Origin of the sequence: Peribacillus phoenicis (genome assembly GCF_047238085.1) — a bacterium.
Taxonomy (GTDB): Bacteria; Bacillota; Bacilli; order Bacillales; family DSM-1321; genus Peribacillus.
This window is the reverse complement of the sequence record NZ_JBDFMF010000001.1, coordinates 4,934,032-4,952,619: the sequence shown is the minus strand read 5'-3', so window position 1 is coordinate 4,952,619 and position 18,588 is coordinate 4,934,032. Positions and strand designations below refer to the sequence as shown.

The following is an 18,588-nucleotide window of genomic DNA, read 5'->3' as shown; positions in this document are numbered from 1 at the left end:
GATGTCAATAGTAGAAAAAAGATAATTTGTGAACAATTCGTTAATAATTACAAACCTGTGACAAATTTCACTAACCACTCATTGACAATGATTCTAGCCTATTGTATGCTAACAAAGGATGTAAAATGAGAGGGTTTTCAGTAGCCCGGCATGCAGATTTTTACAGCATGAAATGTTTTCTATCCTCCACCAAATTCAACCGCGAGGATGCAACTTGCGTCAAATGATTTGCCGTCTAAAATGGCTATGACTTTGATGTCAGCGATTCTTTCTCAAATAGTCGGATCAGTTTTGTTCGGTATCTTCATTTACTTGCCAGAACCTAAGATTCGAACCGCTGCTATTAGTAATTGGCCTTCTTTGTGGACTTGCTAGGTTTACAAGCAATGCTTCATTCAGTACGAAAATATTTCTCAGGAGATTAAATGAAAAATGCCAGAAATGAAAATCATGTTCAACAGGCAGAGTAAATATATAATTTTTCTTCTGGCGGTTTATGTTGTTGGATGGGGACTTACGAGTTATCAAGCCGTTTTTGCTGGGCTTATACTGGGTACGAGTTTGAGTTTATACAATTTATGGCTGATCAATCAGAAAATGAAAAAGTTCAGTCAGGCGCTCGATGAAGGAAAGAAAACTAAATCTCTTGGGACGATGACTCGAATGGCATCCGCAGGTCTAGCGGTACTCATTGCATTGGAATTTCCGGAGCATTTTCATCTGATAAGTGTTGTATGGGGATTAATGACAGCTTATATTGTCATTTTTATAGATTTTTTCATCCAATTAATACGTCGATAGCGGGGAAGAGAGGTGAATATAGTTGAATCATGAAGCACCCTTACAAGAATTTATGGGTCTTACCTTTAACTTGAGTAACGTCCTAATGATTACAGTTGCCAGCCTAGTTGTGTTCATACTTGCTGTGCTTGGTACACGTAAGCTTGCCATGAAGCCAACTGGCATGCAGAATTTCATGGAATGGATTATGGATTTCGTTAAGGGTATTATTAATAGTAACATGGACTGGAGAACAGGTGGTCAGTTTCAACTGCTTGGTATGACTTTGCTGATGTACATTTTTGTGTCCAATATGCTAGGTCTTCCGTTTGCAATTAGTTACGATGGTGTGCTTTGGTGGAAATCACCAACAGCCGACCCAGTTATCACATTGACTCTTGCAGTCATGGTTTTAGGTTTAACGCATTATTATGCTATAAAAATGAAGGGCGCCAAGGGTTATTTTAAAGCTTATAAAAACCCAATGACACTTGTAGAGGAATTTACAAACTCCTTGACACTTGGTCTGCGTCTATATGGTAACATTTATGCTGGTGAAGTTTTGCTGAGTCTATTAGCGGGATCTCTAGCATTTAGTGGAGCTGCCGGATTTATTGGTGCAATTGTGCCTACATTAGTATGGCAAGGCTATAGTATTTTCGTCGGTAGTATCCAAGCGTTTATCTTTGTCACGTTAACAATGGTTTATCTGTCTCATAAAGTCAGTGACGACCATTAATTATAAGTTCATTTAGAACTAAAAAAATAATAAATTTTGATACAATCTAAGGAGGATATTTATAATGACAGGTTCAGTAGGTCTTCTTGCAGCAGCAATTGCAATTGGTTTAGCAGCACTAGGTGCAGGTATTGGTAATGGTCTTATCGTTTCAAGAACAGTAGAAGGTATCGCTCGTCAACCAGAAGCTCGCGGTATGCTTCAAACAACAATGTTCATCGGGGTAGGTTTAGTTGAGGCGATGCCTATCATCGCGGTAGTAATTGCGTTTATGGTATATGGTGGTTAATAGAACCTTCAAAAAGTTCAAAAATGGCGAAGTTCGTTCCATGTGAACCTTCGCCTTTCCTTTATGTCCACAATCCTGTTTTTATACAGTTTAAGAGCATAGTTTTCTAAAGTTCATATATAATGAACGCTTTAAGAAGTGAAACTCGTGAAGGGAGTGAACCAAGCGTGTTAACAAGCAGCTTTGTACTTGGGTCAACGTCTCATGGCTTTAATGGCGGAGACATGTTATACCAATTAGTAATGTTTATCATTTTGTTAGCGTTGCTGAAGAAATTTGCATGGGGTCCTCTAATGGGCATCATGACTCAACGTGAAGAACATGTTGCAAATGAAATTCAAGCAGCTGAAGCTAGCAGACAAGAAGCACTTAAATATTTAGAAGAACAACGTGAAATCGTAAAACAATCTCGCACTGAAGCGGGACAACTTATAGAAAACGCGAAACTTCAAGGTGAAGCACAGCGTGAAGAGATTGTGAATCAAGCACGTCTTGAAGCTGAACGCGTCAAAGAAACAGCTAAGCGTGAAATCGTACAGGAAAAAGAAAAAGCCATTACGGCATTACGCGAGCAAGTGGCATCTTTATCCGTACTTATTGCTTCTAAAGTAATAGAAAAAGAATTATCCGAAGCAGATCAAGAGCAATTGATTAATGACTACATTCAAGAGGCAGGAGAAGGGAAATGAGCGATATAACAGTAGCAAAGCGTTATGCCGTTGCCCTTTTCCAAATTGCGAAAGAGCAAAATCTCATTAACCAACTTGAAGAAGAGCTTCGCATAGTGAATGAAGTTTTTACAAATGATAATGAGCTATTAAGTTTTCTGGCTCATCCTAAAATGACTAAAGATGCAAAAGCCGCTTTGATTGCAAATGCATTTGCAAGCCTTTCTTCTTCCATTCAAAACACTGTGATGTTGATGGTGGAGCGTCATCGTACAGATGAAGTGACAGCAATGGCACAAGAGTTCATTGAACTTGCGAATGAAGAAAACTCAGTAGCTGATGCAACGGTCTATACAGTACGTCCATTGACTGAAACGGAAGTGGAAGCTGTGTCTTCATCTTTTGCAGCGAAAATCGGCAAAAGAAATTTACGCATTACTAATATTACGGATAGCAATATCCTTGGCGGCATCAAATTACAAATCGGTAACCGCATATATGACGGGACGATTAGCGGTAAGTTAGATCGCCTTAGCAAACAACTATTAGGTTAATATTCACAGATAGGGGTGAAATTCATGAGCATCAAAGCTGAAGAAATCAGTGCGCTGATTAAAAAGCAGATTGAAAACTATCAGTCGGAAATTAAAGTAAGCGATGTTGGTACGGTTATCACTGTTGGTGATGGTATCGCACGCGTTCATGGTTTAGATAATGCAATGTCTGGGGAGCTCTTAGAATTTTCCAATGGGTCAATGGGATTAGCACAAAACCTTGAGCAAAATAACGTGGGTGTTGTTATTCTTGGACCATTCAGAGACATTAAAGAAGGCAGTGAAGTACGCCGTACTGGCCGTATCATGGAAGTGCCAGTTGGAGAAGAATTAATCGGACGTGTCGTGAATCCGCTTGGACAGCCATTAGATGGCCTAGGCCCGATCGCTACGACGAAAACTCGTCCAATCGAAAGCCCTGCAACAGGTGTAATGGACCGTAAATCAGTACATGAACCTTTACAAACAGGTATTAAAGCAATCGATGCATTAGTTCCAATCGGTCGTGGACAACGTGAGTTGATCATTGGTGACCGTCAAACTGGTAAAACATCAGTTGCGATCGATACAATTCTTAACCAAGCTGACCAAGATATGATCTGTATCTATGTGGCTATCGGTCAAAAAGAATCAACGGTTCGTGGAACTGTTGAAACACTACGTAAAAATGGTGCTTTGGATTACACAATCGTTGTATCTGCATCAGCTTCTCAACCAGCACCACTTTTATACCTAGCTCCATATGCTGGTGTGACTATGGGTGAAGAGTTCATGTTCGCTGGCAAGCACGTTCTTGTGGTTTACGATGATCTTTCTAAGCAAGCATCTGCATACCGTGAACTTTCCTTGCTACTTCGCCGTCCTCCAGGTCGTGAAGCATTCCCAGGGGATGTATTCTACTTGCACTCCCGTTTACTTGAGCGTGCAGCAAAATTGAATGACACTTTAGGTGCCGGTTCAATCACTGCGCTTCCGTTTGTTGAAACACAAGCAGGCGACATCTCTGCTTACATTCCAACAAACGTAATTTCCATCACTGATGGACAAATCTTCTTGCAATCCGATTTGTTCTTCTCAGGTGTACGTCCTGCGATTAACGCTGGTCTATCCGTATCCCGTGTTGGTGGATCTGCACAAATTAAAGCGATGAAAAAAGTTGCCGGTACTTTACGTCTTGACTTGGCTTCATACCGTGAATTGGAAGCATTCTCTCAATTCGGTTCTGATCTGGATGCTGCAACACAAGCAAAACTTAACCGTGGTGCTCGTACAGTTGAAGTTCTGAAACAAGACCTAAACAAACCGATCAAAGTTGAAAAACAAGTCATGATTTTCTATGCATTGACTAAAGGTCATTTAGATGATATTCCAGTATCGGATATCCTTCGTTTTGAAGAAGAATACTATGTGTTCCTAGATCGTTCTCATCCGGAATTATTAGATCACATTCGCACAACTAAAGGTCTTCCTGAAGACGCTGCTATCGTTGCTGCAATTAACGAATTCAAAAAGAACTTCGTTATTTCTGAATAATAAAGGTCTAACTAATTTATAAAAGGGTGGTGAGAATGAATGGCCTCTTTACGCGATATTAAGTCTCGGATTACTTCAACGAAAAAGACGAGTCAAATTACAAAAGCGATGCAGATGGTATCTGCTTCTAAAATGAACCGTGCAGAAGCTAATGCTAAAGCATATGTTCCATATATGGAAAAAATTCAAGAAGTGGTATCCAGTATTGCGAACGGAAGCACGGATGCATCTCATCCAATGCTTACTTCACGTCCCGTTAAGAAAACCGGTTACTTGGTAATCACATCGGACCGTGGATTGGCTGGGGCTTACAATAGTAGCATCCTTCGCCACGTTCATAAAACCATTCTTGAACGCCATAAATCCAATGATGAGTTCGTCATTATCGCAATCGGAAGGGTTGGCCGTGATTTCTTTGTCAGCCGTAACATGCACGTAGAGCTTGAAGTAATTGGGGTTCCTGATCAGCCGTCTTTCGCTGACATTAGCTCCCTTGCAAAATCGACAGTTAATTTATATCTGAATGAGCTGTGTGATGAGCTTTATATGTACTATAACCATTATGTCAGCCCAATCCAGCAGGATGTAACGGAAAAGCAAGTCCTTCCGTTAGCTGACTTCAATACTTCCAATGCAACATTGACTTCTTATGAATTTGAACCGAATGCGGAAGAAATTCTTGAGGTATTACTGCCTCAGTACGCAGAAAGTTTGATTTATGGTGCTTTGTTAGATGGTAAAGCAAGTGAGCACTCTGCACGTATGACTGCAATGAAAAATGCGACCGATAATGCAAAAGAGTTGATCGACTCACTTTCATTACAATATAACCGTGCACGTCAGGCAGCGATCACTCAAGAAATTACAGAGATTGTCGGCGGTGCAGCAGCTTTAGAATAAAATCATTAAAGGGGCGGTCGGCCCGGACGAAGCTTGGCCGTTCCATAAACTCGATAGTCGTTATAAGCAACGTTAGGAGGGAAAACGATGAATATAGGACGCGTTACTCAAGTTATGGGTCCGGTTGTTGACGTGAAATTCGAAGACGGACAACTTCCTAAGATCTATAACGCGTTAAGAATCGAAAATACAGCGTCTGGTACAGGACTAACTCTTGAAGTGGCCCTTCAACTAGGTGATAATACAGTTCGTACTGTAGCAATGTCTTCCACTGATGGTTTAACCCGTGGTGCAGAGACTGTTGATACAGGAGCTCCAATTTCAGTACCTGTAGGTGAAGTTACACTAGGTCGTGTTTTCAACGTATTAGGGGAAAACATTGACCTATTTGAACCACTTACAGCAGAGGTGCGTCGTGATCCAATTCACAGACAAGCACCAACATTCGAGGAATTATCAACATCAGTTGAAATTCTTGAAACGGGTATTAAAGTAGTAGATTTACTTGCTCCTTACATCAAAGGTGGTAAAATCGGTCTCTTCGGTGGAGCCGGTGTTGGTAAAACTGTACTTATCCAAGAACTTATCAATAACATCGCACAAGAGCACGGCGGTATCTCGGTATTCGCTGGTGTAGGTGAGCGTACTCGTGAAGGTAACGACCTTTTCTACGAGATGACTGATTCTGGTGTTATCAAGAAAACGGCAATGGTATTCGGACAAATGAACGAGCCGCCAGGTGCACGTATGCGTGTCGCTCTAAGCGGTTTGACAATGGCTGAATATTTCCGTGACGAACAAGGACAAGACGTTCTTTTCTTCATCGATAACATTTTCCGTTTCACACAAGCAGGTTCTGAGGTTTCCGCCCTACTAGGACGTATGCCTTCAGCGGTAGGTTACCAACCAACTCTTGCTACTGAAATGGGCCAATTGCAAGAACGTATCACTTCAACAAATAAAGGTTCAGTTACATCCATTCAAGCGATCTATGTACCTGCCGATGACTATACGGATCCGGCTCCAGCTACAACTTTCGCTCACTTGGATGCAACAACAAACCTTGAGCGTAAGCTTTCTGAAATGGGTATCTACCCTGCAGTTGATCCATTGGCGTCTTCTTCCCGTGCCCTTAGCCCGGAAATCGTTGGCGCTGAGCACTATAAAGTGGCTCGTCAAGTGCAATCGACTTTACAGAAATATAAAGAACTTCAAGATATTATTGCCATCTTGGGTATGGACGAATTAAGCGAAGACGAAAAAGTAATCGTTGCCCGTGCTCGTAGAATTCAAAACTTCTTGTCACAAAACTTCCACGTGGCTGAACAATTCACTGGTCAAAAGGGATCTTATGTACCAGTTAAAGAAACAGTCCAAGGATTCAAAGATATCCTAGCTGGAAAATATGACGAACTTCCTGAAGATGCTTTCCGTTTAGTTGGCCGCATCGAAGAAGTTATTGCTAAAGCAAAAGAAATGGCTTAATTAAAGGGACCTAGGAGGGAATGAAATGAAGACCATTAAAGTCAATGTTGTTACTCCCGATGGCCCAGTATATGATGCAGAAGTTGAAATGGTAAGCACTAAAGCTAAAAGCGGTGAGCTGGGAATCATGGCTGGACACGTTCCAACCGTAGCCCCGCTTACCATTGGTGCTGTCCGTCTTAAAAATGGAAGCAACACAGACTATGTAGCTGTAAATGGTGGCTTCTTAGAAGTTCGCCCTGATGTGGTAACCATTTTGGCTCAATCTGCTGAAAGAGCTGAAACTATCGATCTTGCACGTGCTCAAGCAGCAAAAGCCCGTGCTGAACAAAGATTGCAGAACAATGATGGATCAAATGATGCCAAAAGAGCTAATTTAGCGCTTAAACGTGCCATCAACCGAATCCAAATTGCAGAAATGCGATAACTTTAATTGATGAAAACACCTGATCGAGCCATTCGTGGTAAGATTAGGTGTTTTTTTTAACCAAAAGGTTTTTGAGGATAGTAATATTTAATAAAAAAGCTTGTAGAATGAAAAAAAAGTCGAATTATAGAGTAAAGTATTTTCCATTTTAATCCTTAACTCGTCGACATGCTTTTAGCCTGATGTTTTAATGTATACGCTTACAAATATAGCTTTATACCCCCTCCTTTCACGTTGCTTCTAAAAGAATGTCACCCTGCATAATATTTAAAAGGTATCCAAAAAGAAGACAAGCAAATCTATATTGCACCCATTTAACATGATTTATCCATAAAGGGAGATGAACATGGGACAGCTGCATATTTATCAAAATAATTATTTAATTGTATTTGTTTTCCTTTGTCTCGGCATTTTATTGCCTGTGATCGCTTTATTTCTTGGTAGACTGCTCAGGCCTTATAAACCGACAGATATGAAATATACGACTTATGAAAGTGGAATCGATCCTTTTCAGGATTCAAGGGTTCAATTCAATGTCAGGTATTATCTATTCGGATTGATGTTCGTCATATTTGACGTAGAAACGGTTTTTCTTTACCCATGGGCGGTCGCTTATGATGAACTCGGACTGTTTGCATTGATTGAAATGCTGTTTTTTGTCCTGATCCTTATGCTAGGGCTAATCTACGCTTGGAAAAAGAAGGTGTTAAAGTGGAATTGAAATTGGATGAACTTACCCCTGCAGAAATGGAAGAAATGCGACACAGTATTTTTTTATCCACACTTGAACAAATAAAAGGCTGGGCTAGAAGTAACTCACTCTGGCCAATGACTTTCGGTTTGGCCTGCTGTGCAATTGAAATGATGGGTGTCGGATCATCACATTATGATTTGGATAGATTTGGTTCATTTTTTCGGACATCACCCAGACAATCGGATGTGATGATTGTTTCAGGAACTGTAACGAAAAAAATGGCTCCAATAATAAGTAGATTATATGAACAAATGCCAGAACCTAAATGGGTAATTGCCATGGGATCCTGTGCGACTGCTGGCGGGCCTTATGTTCACTCATACTCTGTGGTCAAAGGGGTAGATCAAATTGTACCTGTCGATGTATATATTCCGGGTTGTCCCCCAAATCCAGCTGCACTTATTTATGGAATCAATAAATTAAAAGAAAAAATCCGTTACGAGGCGAAAACCGGAAAGCGGGTGATATAGATGAGTGAAAAGGAAGACTTAGCGAAGCAAAAGGCAGCGGCAGCTGCCAAGGCGAAGGCAGTAGCATTGGCCCGAAAACAGGCGGAAGCTGAAAGTACGGATGCGGAAGATGAAACGGATATAGCGAAGCAAAAGGCGGCGGCAGCTGCCAAGGCGAAGGCAGTAGCATTGGCCCGAAAACGGGCGAAAGAAGAAGCTGCGGAGAAGCCGGAAGGTGAAACGGATATAGCGAAGCAAAAGGCGGCGGCGGCGGCCAAGGCGAAAGCAGCAGCATTGTCCCGAAAACGGGCGAAAGAAGAAGCTGCGGAGAAGCCGGAAGATGAAACGGATATAGCGAAGCAAAAGGCGGCGGCAGCTGCCAAGGCGAAAGCGGCAGCATTAGCCCGAAAACAGGCGAAAGCTGAAAGTACGGATGCGGAAGATGAAACGGATATGGCGAAGCAAAAGGCGGTGGCAGCGGCCAAGGCAAAAGCGGCAGCATTGGCCCGAAAACAGGCGAAAACTGAAAGTGCCGAGAAGCCGGAAGATGAAACGGATATAGCAAAGCAAAAGGCGGCTGCGGCGGCCAAGGCGAAAGCAGCGGCATTGGCCCGAAAACAGGCGAAAGAGGATGCGACCGGAAAACCGGAAGGCGAAATGGATGCAGCGAAGCAAAAGGCGGCGGCAGCGGCCAAGGCGAAGGCAGCAGCCGCTGCCAAAGCGAAAGCTGCTGCTGCGAAGAACAGGACCGCTGTAAAGGAAAGCGAGGAAGTTATCGTTCCTAGCGAGCTTTCTCCAAATCAGTCGAAACTCGATCAAATTGTTTCTGCTATTGAAAGCCATTTAGGACAAGGGGCATTATTAGAGCACTATCTTAATAGATTATCAAAAGATGTACCCACTATAGTGGCTAATCCGGATACATATTTCTCAATAGCAAAATTTCTGCGATACGATGAACAGCTTGACTTTTCGTATTTATCGGAACTTCATGGTACGGATTTTGAATCCCATATGGAAGTCTATGTACATTTGCATTCATTCAAAATGAATCAATCAGTTGCCTTGAAGGTGAAGCTTGATAGGGAATCTCCCGTTATTCCATCATTGGTCTCATTATGGTCAGGAGCAAATTGGCCAGAATGTGAGGCATATGATTTATTAGGTATTAATTTTTATGAACACCCTGATCTAAAACGGATTTTACTTGGTGATGATTGGAAAGGGTACCCCCTTAGAAAAGATTATCAGCCTTATGATGTGGAGGTGTAAGCCCAATGTTAAGGACGGAAGAAATGCTTCTCAATGTCGGGCCGCAGCATCCGAGTACACATGGTGTTTTTCGGCTTGTCATCAAGATTGACGGTGAAATTATAAAAGAGGCTACACCTGTTATTGGGTATCTGCATCGCGGTACGGAAAAATTAGCGGAAAATCTGCAATATACACAAATAATCCCATATACCGATCGGCTCGATTATCTAGCGGCCATGACAAATAATTATGTGCTTTGCCATGCTGTTGAGACAATGATGGGGGTGGAGATTCCCGAAAGGGCAGAATATTTGCGGGTTATCGCAATGGAATTGGGCAGAGTTGCAAGCCACCTTGTCTGGTGGGGTACATACTTGCTGGATATAGGTGCGACGAGCCCTTTCCTATACGCCTTTCGAGAACGTGAAATGATCGTTAATTTATTGACTGAATTGTCAGGGGCACGCCTTACATTCAATTATATGCGTGTCGGAGGTGTGAAATGGGATGCTCCTGAAGACTGGATTGCGAAGGTTGCCGAGTTTGTCCCTTATATGAGGGAGCAGCTTGCCGGTTACCATGAGCTTGTGACAGGGAATGAAATCTTTGTTAATCGGGTTAAAGGGGTGGGCATCTATACGAGGGAAGAAGCCTTGCAGTATTCGCTTAGCGGTGCCAACTTAAGGTGTACAGGTGTGAAATGGGATTTACGAAAAAATGAACCTTATTCCATTTACGACAGGTTCACATTTGATGTTCCTACAAGGGAAGAGGGTGATGCCTTTTCACGCTATCACTGTAGAATGGAAGAAATAGAAGAATCACTGAAAATCATCGAGCAGGCGGTTGAGCAATTTCCAGAAGGGCCGGTCCTTGCTAAGGTCCCTAAAATAATAAAGGTTCCTAAGGGTGAGGCATTTGTCCGAATTGAATCACCAAGAGGGGAAATAGGCTGTTATATCGCGAGTGAAGGGAAAAAGGAGCCATACCGTTTGAAATTTCGCAGACCTTCGTTTTATAATCTGCAAATTCTTCCGAAATTATTGGAAGGGGAAAATATGGCGAACTTGATAACGATATTAGGTGCAATCGATATCGTTTTAGGGGAGGTGGATGGATAAATGATCAAGGATCTTCTCCACTCCGCTCCAAGCCTGCTGAATTTTGGCATTTTTTTTGGTTTGGCAGTCCTGCTCCTGTTCGTCGTATTAGGGTTTGTAACCTATGGAATCCTTTCAGAGCGAAAAATCATGGGATTCATGCAGATGCGTGTCGGCCCAAACCAAATTGGGGGGAAATGGGGTCTCTTGCAGACCGTTGCCGATGTTTTGAAACTTCTGATCAAGGAAGATACGATACCGAAAAAAGCTGATAAGCCGTTATATATTTTAGCTCCGATGATTGCTTTTGCCCCTGCTTTCATGGTCCTTGCCACCTTGCCGTTCACAGATGCCTTTCAATTTGCTGATATAGGTGTCGGATTGCTTTATTATATGGCGATTTCCGGCATATCGACCATCGGCATCGTCACAGCGGGTTGGGCATCCAATAATAAATATTCTTTGATTGGCGGAATGAGGGCAGCCGCGCAAATGATATCTTATGAGATCCCTTTGGTGATGTCGCTAGTGGGAATTGTCCTCATAACAGGCAGTTTAAACTTGAATGATATAGTTGCAGCCCAGGAAAGGGTTTGGTTCATTTTTCTTCAGCCGATTGCGTTCATCGTGTTTTTTATTGCATCGGTTGCCGAGTTGAATAGGGTTCCTTTTGACCTTCCGGAAGCGGAATCCGAACTTGTTGCAGGCTATCATGTTGAATATTCTGGATTTCGCTGGGCCTTCTTTATGTTATCCGAATATGTGTATATGTTTGCAATGGCAACGCTAACCACTGTATTATTTTTAGGGGGATGGAATTCTATTCCGTTTTTGGATTTTATTCCGGCAGCCATCTGGTTCGGTCTGAAGTTCAGTGCCGTATTCTATGTATTGGTCTGGATTCGTGTAACCTTTCCTCGTATAAGGGCCGATCAATTGATGGAATTCGGCTGGAAGGTGCTGCTTCCGGTTGCATTGGCTAATATATTTTTGACGGCACTTATAAAAGAATTGATTAACCTTTTTTAGAAACTTAAGCTGGTCGGAAAGCGAGGGATTTATATGCTTGGTTTAGCAAAAGGTTTAACCTATACATTAAAGAACTTGACGAGGAAAAAAGTGACCTATGACTACCCGAATGAGCCGCTTCCGCTCCCTGACCGATTTCGCGGAATCCAGAAATTCTATCCTGAAAAGTGTATCGTATGCAATCAGTGCGTGACGATTTGCCCAACGGATTGTATTCAATTAACGGGTAAGAAGCATCCGGATCCGTCGAAAAAAGGGAAAATCATCGATACGTATGACATCAATTTCGAGATTTGCATTTTATGTGATTTATGTACTGAGGTCTGCCCTACAGAAGCAATCGTGATGACGAATCAATTCGAGCTGGCAGAGTATAGCCGTGATCATCTATTTAAAAATCTGGAGTGGCTGGATGAAAATGATGAAAATATCCGGAAGGTGAATAAAGTATGAGTTTGTCGGGTGAATTAATTGCCTTCATTGGTTTGGCACTCGTCTCGATAGTAGGCGGGGTGCTGCTGATTACCTTAACAAAAGTGGTGCACATGGTAATTGCACTTGTTTTTACTTTCTTGGGCATTGCAGGCATTTATATGTTGCTTTCGGCCGAGTTTGTCGCCATTGTACAAATCCTTATTTATTCAGGGGCTATTACGATCGTGATGCTATTCGGGATTATGCTGACAAAACACCATGAAAATGATGCACCTGCTAAAGGGGGCTGGGGGAATTTCTCCTTGCTGGCGGCGATTGCTGGATTTGCCGTGGCGGTGTATCTGGGGATTTATAATCTGGATATACCTGTACAGCCAACAGCCTTGCATGAGGAAAATACAAAGCAAATAGGAATCGAACTTTTTTCAAAATATGTTATTCCATTTGAAGTGATGTCGGTACTCCTGCTTGTTGCTTTAGTCGGTGCCATCGTATTGGCTAAAAAAGATGATGAGGAGGGAGATCGATCATGACGGGAGTTCCCTTGTCGGCTTACCTTGTATTGGCACTCGTTTTATTTTGTATAGGGCTGTATGGTGCCTTGACGAAAAGAAATGCGGTCATTGTTTTGATTTCAATCGAGCTGATGCTGAACGCTGCAAATATCAATTTAGTTGCCTTCAGTAAATTCGGGGTAACGCCATCCATTACGGGTCAAGTTTTTTCCTTATTCACGATTACGATCGCTGCGGCCGAGGCGGCTGTGGGGCTGGCTATACTGATGTCCCTTTATCGTAATCGGAAGACGGTCAATGTCGATGAAATGGAAATTATGAAGAATTGAAGTTTTATATAAATGAAGAAGGGGATTTGATACGATGATGGAGTACGCATGGCTCATACCGGTCTTTCCACTCGTCACGTTTCTGGTTCTGCTTCTATCAGGCGGGCGGTTGCGGGAACGAGGGGCTTTTATAGGAATAATATGTACATTGGCTTCGTTTGTTTTATCGTTGCTCGTCCTGATGGAACGATTTAAAGAACCTACTTATAATATATCGATAGATTGGCTTTCCTTCGGGGGGACGCAACTTTCAGCTGGATTCGAAATCAATCAGCTTAATGCCTTGATGCTTGTGGTCGTTTCCCTTGTCAGCCTGCTTGTCCAGATATATTCGAAGGGGTATATGAAGGGTGAAGTGCGATTCTCCATTTTTTATGCTTATCTGGGCTTCTTCACCTTTGCCATGCTTGGACTTGTCATGGCACCCAATTTATTACAACTTTATATCTTCTGGGAATTGGTCGGGGTGGGTTCTTTCCTGCTCATTGGTTTTTACTTTTATAAACTGGAAGCTAAGGCTGCGGCGAAGAAGGCATTCATCATGACCAGGATTGGCGATGTTGGGCTCTTAATCGGCATCATTCTGCTATTCTGGGAAACAGGCAGCTTTGAATATGGAGAGATCTTTCAAACCGTTCAGTCGGGCATGATATCAAGTGAAAAACTGACACTAATCGCTATTTTGATTTTTATCGGTGCGGTTGGGAAGTCTGGACAATTTCCACTTCACACATGGCTTCCGGATGCAATGGAAGGCCCGACTCCGGTTTCCGCATTGATACACGCAGCAACCATGGTTGCTGCAGGGGTTTACCTGGTGGCGGCCATGTTTCCGTTATTCATGGCTAGTTCTGCTGCGATGCAGGTCGTAGCGATAACAGGTGGAATTACAGCCATATTTGCCGCAAGCATTGCCATCGTGCAAAAGGATGTTAAGCGTGTATTGGCTTATTCGACAATCTCTCAGCTTGGTTTTATGATGCTTGCTTTGGGTACTTCGGGATATGTGGCCGGGGTGTTTCATTTAATGACCCATGCCTTTTTTAAAGCATTGCTGTTTTTGGCAGCAGGCAGTGTTATTCACGCTATACATACACAGGATATGGAAAAGATGGGCGGCCTATGGGGTAAGTTGAATTGGACTGGGCCGCTGTTCTTGACTGGCACGTTGGCGATATCGGGGTTTCCGTTGCTCTCAGGTTTTTTCAGTAAAGATGAAATTCTAATGGCAGCCTGGGAGAATGGTAGTTATATATTGTTTGGTCTAGCGGTGGTTACCTCCTTTTTAACTGCGTTTTATATGTTCCGGCTGTTTTTCATGATGTTTGCAGGCGATTCGCGCAGTCAAGTAAAACAGGTCAAGGAATCACCTTCCATCATGCTAATTCCCATGCTCGCATTGGCTTTGCTTGCTGTAATCGGCGGGTATATCCAAACACCGTGGTTTGGAACTTTCCTTGGGGAGTGGCTTGTGGAGGGAAATGAAGCTGTTCTAGGCGCCAGCCATAGTGAGGGACCCGTTTGGATAATGTTGCTGGCCGTGCTCGTATCGCTGGCCGGGATATACCTTGCTTATATGATATACGCTAAAAAGAAGTTACCTCGGGACTGGCTTGTCAAAGAAAACTCCGAGGTATATCGGGTTTTGGAAAATAAGTATTATATTGATGAGATTTACCATTACACTGCAGGCTATGCAGTCAAAGGCTTTAGTATATTCCTATCTTATATAGAAAGGTTCATTGTCGGCGGACTGGTTTCCACTGTGACAAGTTCGATAGAAGGATTGGGAAAAATAGGGTCTAAACTGCAAACAGGACAGGTACAGCAATATGTCATGATAGCCTTTCTGGGACTTGCGGTACTGTTGGTGATTTTTGCAGTAACTGGGGGGTATCTAAGATGAATGTCTATTTGCTCTCGCTTTTAGTGTTTTCACCGCTGCTGGGCATAGTGATGGTTGCCCTCATGCCGAAAAAAGAGGAAAGGACGATTAAACAATTTGGCTTTTTCGGAACACTGCCTCCTCTTTTCCTATCGTTCTTTCTATGCAGCCAATATTATTCGGGTGTGGCCCTATCCTTATTTGACATTAAGTTGAATTGGATCAGGTTTGGTAATTTGGAGATGTATGATCCCAAGCTCTTCACGGTTGACTTTGAGTTGGGGCTGGATGGATTAAGTCTCATCTTCATATTACTGACAACAATCATTTCATCACTGGCCGCAATCGCATCCATTTATATAAAAAAGGAATGGAAAGGGTATTATTTGTTATTTTTGATCCTGGAGATTGGGATGCTCGGTGTCTTTACCGCAGAAAATTTGATCCTTTTTTTCATCTTTTTTGAAATGACCTTGATTCCTGCTTTCTTTTTAATTGGCAGATGGGGCTTTCTGGAGAGGGAGAAAGCTTCTTATAGTTTTCTGATTTATAATGGCATTGGTTCGGCTGTTTTATTGGTGGCTATTTTGATTTTGTTTGCCAGGACTGGTACGACCAACATTGCAGCATTGACACAGATGATGACAATGGGCGGTGTTTCACTTTTTGCACCAATTTCCGGTTCGATGAAATATGGTTTATGTCTCGCCTTTCTCGTGGCATTTGCGATAAAGCTGCCCGTCTTTCCCTTTCACAGCTGGATGGTGCGGGTCCATGCAGAAGCACCTCCATCCATAGTCATGATACATGCGGGTGTCCTATTGAAAATAGGTGCGTACGGAATCATCCGGTTTGGAATGGGGATATTTCCTGAACAATATAAAAGCTTGGCCTTTACCATTGTCCTATTTGGGGTCCTCAGTTTTTTATATGGTGCATTTCTAGCCTTGGTACAAACGGATTTCAAGCTCGTTTTAGCCTACTCATCGATCTCACATATGGGTATCGTCATGATGGGGCTGGGAGCCTTGAATGAAGCGGGCATACAGGGAGCTATTTTTCAGGTCATCTCACACGGGCTAATTGCTGCTTTGTTGTTCTTCTTGGTGGGTGTTTTGTATGAGCGGACGGGAACCACCATGCTTCCTAAGCTAGGGGGATTGGCCAAGTCGATGCCGATTTTTTCAGGGTTTATGTTAGCCTGCGGGATGGCTTCACTCGGTTTGCCTGGCATGTCTGGCTTCATCAGTGAATTCATGGTATTTATTGGCTTATTCAAGAGTCAGCCGTTGCTTGCGGCAATAGGCGTGGTCGGGCTTGTATTAACCGCTGTCTATGTACTGAGGGCGGTCATGATGATGACTTTCGGGAAAAATGCTAGCTTGATAGAAAAAGAGAAACGGGACCTTGGAAGCTGGGAATTTGTCCCTGCATTGGTTCTTCTCGGTTTGATAATATCTATTGGGGTATACCCAAATTTGTTAGGCGGGCCTCTTCAAGGAACGATTGAAGCCATGATGCTAGCTCTAGGGGGGCGATGAAGGATGGATTGGAACACGATGCTTTCTTATGATTGGGGAGCGATGATGCCGGAATTCATCATCCTTGGAACGACCATGATTCTTTCGATATTGGATTTATTCTGGCCGAAGCACTTTAATCGGAGAAAACTGGCATGGCTCGCGCTAACCGGAATCATTTTGGCATGTTTGTCACTGATTAGCCTGCTATCCTTTGAGACAGTCAGTATCTTATCCGATACGTTTCGTTTGGATTCTTTTGCAAAGGCTTTTAAGCTGCTGCTGTTATTCGGAGCGGCCCTGATCATCCTTCTGGCTGAAGGGTATGAACCGCAAGAGGGGCTGCGGGAGCACCGGGGGGAATTTTATTATCTGTTCCTGACCGCGTTGCTTGGAGCGATGGTCATGTCCTCAAGCGGTGATTTGATAACGCTGTTCGTTGGACTGGAACTTCTTTCACTTTCATCTTATATATTGGTCGGAATGCGCAAGCATGATCGGAAGTCCAACGAAGCGTCCATGAAGTATGTGATAAACGGAGGCATTTCCACAGCGATCACTTTATTCGGGATGAGCTATTTATATGGAGTGACCGGTTCCGTCAATCTAGGCGAAATGAGCCGGACGATGGCTGCGATGACGGACGGCCAGCTGCAATACATCATGGGCCTCGCTTTCTTCATGGTGTTTGTCGGTGTAGCTTTCAAGATAGCTGCCGCTCCATTTCATATGTGGGCGCCGGATGTGTATGAGGGGGCACCGACACCGGTCGCAGCCTTCTTGAGTGTAATTTCGAAAATGGCGGGTTTCGTCATCATCCTGCGAATTTTTCTCTCGTTGTTCCTAACAGCTTCCGGTGATACGTTCGGAGCGCTCGACTTTTTGGAAAAAAATAATATCTATATAGCTTCGTTGGCGGGCCTGACGATCATCATTGGAAATGTGGTTGCGTTAAGGCAGCAAAATTTAAAACGATTATTCGCTTATTCAAGCATTGCCCATGCGGGTTACCTGCTTGTAGCGGTGGCTACATTGGGCGGGGGATATTTTCTCCTGGATACTGTCTGGTTTTACCTAATGGCTTATGTATTAATGAATATCGGTGTATTCGCAGTCATTCAGCTGCTATCCAGCCAAAGTGGGTCAGAAGATATTAGCATTCTTGCAGGACTGGGGAGGAAATCACCTTATCTTGCCATGGCATTCACCGTATTTATCCTGTCGCTTGCTGGAATCCCCGGAACGACAGGTTTCATTGGCAAACTTAATATTTTTCTTGGAACATTCATAACGGAGCCTGGACATTTTGTCCTTGCGGGAATCATGATTGCAGGTACCATTGTATCCTATGTGTATTATTTCGGATTATTGGTTCAGGTCTTTTTCCGACCCATCCATTCAGAGAAGGTCATTAAATTCCGTCCGGGTCTTTACATTGTGTTGATCATTTGTGTAATAGGCACCATACTTTTCGGGGTGGCGCCAAATATTGCCTTTGATTTTATTCATGATCAATTTGGCGAATTTACAGACTTTATTTCAAGTAAATGATATAATGCCTGTATCAGAGGCTTGTTCCATTGGATCAAGCCTCTATTTACAGTTTTAAAAAGATATTTTGCAATTCTTCCTTTTAAATTCCAAATATGAAGGGGTTTTGTGTTAGAATAGAATTCGGGTGTCTGTTAGGAGGTATGTACATGTTTTCAGCAATGGGACAGCAGGCTTTAACAGGAATAATTGCACACTTGTTTTTCATCGCAGTTACCTGGTGGGCTCTCCAGGCATTACATTTTGATAAAATATTAAGATCCAATTCTGTCATCAAGGCCAGGGTTTTATATATTTTATTAACGGTTGCCATCGGTTCAGTTGTAAGTAATTTCTTCCTCGACTACCTGGGATTTGCAAATCAACTTCCGTATATGTTTAGTAATGACTGA

At 42.9% G+C, this 18,588-nt stretch carries 21 protein-coding genes; all 21 read left to right on the top strand.

Annotated features, from left to right (window positions below; genetic code table 11):
* The first annotated feature begins 432 nt into the window (after window positions 1–432).
* The 21 genes from ABC374_RS24535 to ABC374_RS24435 all read left to right on the top strand — a co-directional run bounded on the left by ABC374_RS24535 (window position 433) and on the right by ABC374_RS24435 (window position 18,588).
* Window positions 433–801 carry an ATP synthase subunit I gene (locus ABC374_RS24535; RefSeq protein ID WP_048685860.1) on the top strand — a complete coding sequence of 123 codons (369 nt, stop codon included), beginning with the start codon at window positions 433–435 and terminating at the stop codon, window positions 799–801.
* A gap of 22 nt (window positions 802–823) precedes the next feature.
* Complete coding sequence (gene atpB / locus ABC374_RS24530; protein WP_137017338.1) at window positions 824–1,519, top strand: F0F1 ATP synthase subunit A; 696 nt, start codon at window positions 824–826, stop codon at window positions 1,517–1,519.
* 64 nt (window positions 1,520–1,583) lie between these two features.
* Window positions 1,584–1,808 carry a F0F1 ATP synthase subunit C gene (gene atpE / locus ABC374_RS24525; protein WP_048685857.1) on the top strand — a complete coding sequence of 75 codons (225 nt, stop codon included), beginning with the start codon at window positions 1,584–1,586 and terminating at the stop codon, window positions 1,806–1,808.
* A 167-nt stretch (window positions 1,809–1,975) separates the two neighbouring features.
* Window positions 1,976–2,497: a F0F1 ATP synthase subunit B gene (gene atpF, locus ABC374_RS24520; protein ID WP_048685855.1), complete on the top strand. Its 522-nt coding sequence runs from the start codon at window positions 1,976–1,978 to the stop codon at window positions 2,495–2,497.
* Window positions 2,494–3,030 (top strand): F0F1 ATP synthase subunit delta, encoded by a 537-nt coding sequence (locus ABC374_RS24515; RefSeq protein WP_413020016.1) that lies wholly within the window; start codon window positions 2,494–2,496, stop codon window positions 3,028–3,030. Before atpF ends, ABC374_RS24515 begins: the two co-directional genes overlap by 4 nt.
* Window positions 3,031–3,054: 24 nt before the next feature.
* Complete coding sequence (gene atpA / locus ABC374_RS24510; protein WP_048685849.1) at window positions 3,055–4,563, top strand: F0F1 ATP synthase subunit alpha; 1,509 nt, start codon at window positions 3,055–3,057, stop codon at window positions 4,561–4,563.
* 39 nt (window positions 4,564–4,602) lie between these two features.
* Window positions 4,603–5,463 (top strand): F0F1 ATP synthase subunit gamma, encoded by an 861-nt coding sequence (locus ABC374_RS24505; RefSeq protein WP_101223833.1) that lies wholly within the window; start codon window positions 4,603–4,605, stop codon window positions 5,461–5,463.
* Window positions 5,464–5,550: 87 nt separating this feature from the next.
* Complete coding sequence (gene atpD, locus ABC374_RS24500; RefSeq protein WP_061465696.1) at window positions 5,551–6,948, top strand: F0F1 ATP synthase subunit beta; 1,398 nt, start codon at window positions 5,551–5,553, stop codon at window positions 6,946–6,948.
* 25 nt (window positions 6,949–6,973) lie between these two features.
* On the top strand, window positions 6,974–7,375 hold the full coding sequence (locus ABC374_RS24495; RefSeq protein WP_048685840.1) for a F0F1 ATP synthase subunit epsilon: 402 nt from the start codon (window positions 6,974–6,976) through the stop codon (window positions 7,373–7,375).
* A gap of 346 nt (window positions 7,376–7,721) precedes the next feature.
* Complete coding sequence (locus ABC374_RS24490; protein ID WP_137017336.1) at window positions 7,722–8,096, top strand: NADH-quinone oxidoreductase subunit A; 375 nt, start codon at window positions 7,722–7,724, stop codon at window positions 8,094–8,096.
* 26 nt (window positions 8,097–8,122) lie between these two features.
* Window positions 8,123–8,599: a NuoB/complex I 20 kDa subunit family protein gene (locus ABC374_RS24485; RefSeq protein WP_170946902.1), complete on the top strand. Its 477-nt coding sequence runs from the start codon at window positions 8,123–8,125 to the stop codon at window positions 8,597–8,599.
* Entirely contained in the window at window positions 8,600–9,850 is a 1,251-nt protein-coding gene (locus tag ABC374_RS24480) for an NADH-quinone oxidoreductase subunit C (RefSeq protein WP_413020015.1), read from the top strand.
* Between the two features lie 5 nt (window positions 9,851–9,855).
* Complete coding sequence (locus ABC374_RS24475) at window positions 9,856–10,953, top strand: NADH-quinone oxidoreductase subunit D (RefSeq protein ID WP_350300680.1); 1,098 nt, start codon at window positions 9,856–9,858, stop codon at window positions 10,951–10,953.
* A complete protein-coding gene (gene nuoH, locus ABC374_RS24470) occupies window positions 10,954–11,961 on the top strand; it encodes an NADH-quinone oxidoreductase subunit NuoH (RefSeq protein WP_350300679.1) in 1,008 nt (335 codons plus the stop codon).
* Window positions 11,962–11,994: 33 nt separating this feature from the next.
* Window positions 11,995–12,414 (top strand): NADH-quinone oxidoreductase subunit NuoI, encoded by a 420-nt coding sequence (gene nuoI / locus ABC374_RS24465; protein ID WP_048685828.1) that lies wholly within the window; start codon window positions 11,995–11,997, stop codon window positions 12,412–12,414.
* Entirely contained in the window at window positions 12,411–12,929 is a 519-nt protein-coding gene (locus tag ABC374_RS24460) for an NADH-quinone oxidoreductase subunit J (RefSeq protein ID WP_350300678.1), read from the top strand. Before nuoI ends, ABC374_RS24460 begins: the two co-directional genes overlap by 4 nt.
* Window positions 12,926–13,240, top strand: coding sequence for an NADH-quinone oxidoreductase subunit NuoK (gene nuoK / locus ABC374_RS24455; RefSeq protein WP_098371643.1), 315 nt, complete (start codon window positions 12,926–12,928; stop codon window positions 13,238–13,240). The genes ABC374_RS24460 and nuoK overlap by 4 nt, the downstream gene beginning before the upstream one ends.
* Before the next feature lie 34 nt (window positions 13,241–13,274).
* The gene (gene nuoL / locus ABC374_RS24450) at window positions 13,275–15,146 is read left to right on the top strand and encodes an NADH-quinone oxidoreductase subunit L (protein WP_413020014.1); all 1,872 of its coding nucleotides are present in this window, start codon (window positions 13,275–13,277) and stop codon (window positions 15,144–15,146) included.
* Window positions 15,143–16,666: a complex I subunit 4 family protein gene (locus ABC374_RS24445; protein ID WP_413020013.1), complete on the top strand. Its 1,524-nt coding sequence runs from the start codon at window positions 15,143–15,145 to the stop codon at window positions 16,664–16,666. The genes nuoL and ABC374_RS24445 overlap by 4 nt, the downstream gene beginning before the upstream one ends.
* A 3-nt stretch (window positions 16,667–16,669) precedes the next feature.
* A complete protein-coding gene (gene nuoN, locus ABC374_RS24440; RefSeq protein WP_413020012.1) occupies window positions 16,670–18,196 on the top strand; it encodes an NADH-quinone oxidoreductase subunit NuoN in 1,527 nt (508 codons plus the stop codon).
* 149 nt (window positions 18,197–18,345) lie between these two features.
* Window positions 18,346–18,588 carry a DUF1146 family protein gene (locus ABC374_RS24435; RefSeq protein WP_101223821.1) on the top strand — a complete coding sequence of 81 codons (243 nt, stop codon included), beginning with the start codon at window positions 18,346–18,348 and terminating at the stop codon, window positions 18,586–18,588.

What these genes read in the sequence shown, in the direction of transcription:
- nuoI (WP_048685828.1), top strand. Translation starts at nt 11,995, where the DNA reads ATGCTTGGTTTAGCAAAAGGTTTAACCTATACATTAAAGAACTTGACG.
- atpD (WP_061465696.1), top strand. Translation starts at nt 5,551, where the DNA reads ATGAATATAGGACGCGTTACTCAAGTTATGGGTCCGGTTGTTGACGTG.
- ABC374_RS24445 (WP_413020013.1), top strand. Translation starts at nt 15,143, where the DNA reads ATGAATGTCTATTTGCTCTCGCTTTTAGTGTTTTCACCGCTGCTGGGC.
- ABC374_RS24485 (WP_170946902.1), top strand. Translation starts at nt 8,123, where the DNA reads ATGGAAGAAATGCGACACAGTATTTTTTTATCCACACTTGAACAAATA.
- nuoN (WP_413020012.1), top strand. Translation starts at nt 16,670, where the DNA reads ATGGATTGGAACACGATGCTTTCTTATGATTGGGGAGCGATGATGCCG.
- ABC374_RS24460 (WP_350300678.1), top strand. Translation starts at nt 12,411, where the DNA reads ATGAGTTTGTCGGGTGAATTAATTGCCTTCATTGGTTTGGCACTCGTC.
- nuoH (WP_350300679.1), top strand. Translation starts at nt 10,954, where the DNA reads ATGATCAAGGATCTTCTCCACTCCGCTCCAAGCCTGCTGAATTTTGGC.
- nuoK (WP_098371643.1), top strand. Translation starts at nt 12,926, where the DNA reads ATGACGGGAGTTCCCTTGTCGGCTTACCTTGTATTGGCACTCGTTTTA.
- atpA (WP_048685849.1), top strand. Translation starts at nt 3,055, where the DNA reads ATGAGCATCAAAGCTGAAGAAATCAGTGCGCTGATTAAAAAGCAGATT.
- ABC374_RS24535 (WP_048685860.1), top strand. Translation starts at nt 433, where the DNA reads ATGCCAGAAATGAAAATCATGTTCAACAGGCAGAGTAAATATATAATT.
- atpE (WP_048685857.1), top strand. Translation starts at nt 1,584, where the DNA reads ATGACAGGTTCAGTAGGTCTTCTTGCAGCAGCAATTGCAATTGGTTTA.
- ABC374_RS24480 (WP_413020015.1), top strand. Translation starts at nt 8,600, where the DNA reads ATGAGTGAAAAGGAAGACTTAGCGAAGCAAAAGGCAGCGGCAGCTGCC.
- ABC374_RS24475 (WP_350300680.1), top strand. Translation starts at nt 9,856, where the DNA reads ATGTTAAGGACGGAAGAAATGCTTCTCAATGTCGGGCCGCAGCATCCG.
- ABC374_RS24495 (WP_048685840.1), top strand. Translation starts at nt 6,974, where the DNA reads ATGAAGACCATTAAAGTCAATGTTGTTACTCCCGATGGCCCAGTATAT.
- nuoL (WP_413020014.1), top strand. Translation starts at nt 13,275, where the DNA reads ATGATGGAGTACGCATGGCTCATACCGGTCTTTCCACTCGTCACGTTT.
- ABC374_RS24490 (WP_137017336.1), top strand. Translation starts at nt 7,722, where the DNA reads ATGGGACAGCTGCATATTTATCAAAATAATTATTTAATTGTATTTGTT.
- ABC374_RS24435 (WP_101223821.1), top strand. Translation starts at nt 18,346, where the DNA reads ATGTTTTCAGCAATGGGACAGCAGGCTTTAACAGGAATAATTGCACAC.
- ABC374_RS24515 (WP_413020016.1), top strand. Translation starts at nt 2,494, where the DNA reads ATGAGCGATATAACAGTAGCAAAGCGTTATGCCGTTGCCCTTTTCCAA.
- ABC374_RS24505 (WP_101223833.1), top strand. Translation starts at nt 4,603, where the DNA reads ATGGCCTCTTTACGCGATATTAAGTCTCGGATTACTTCAACGAAAAAG.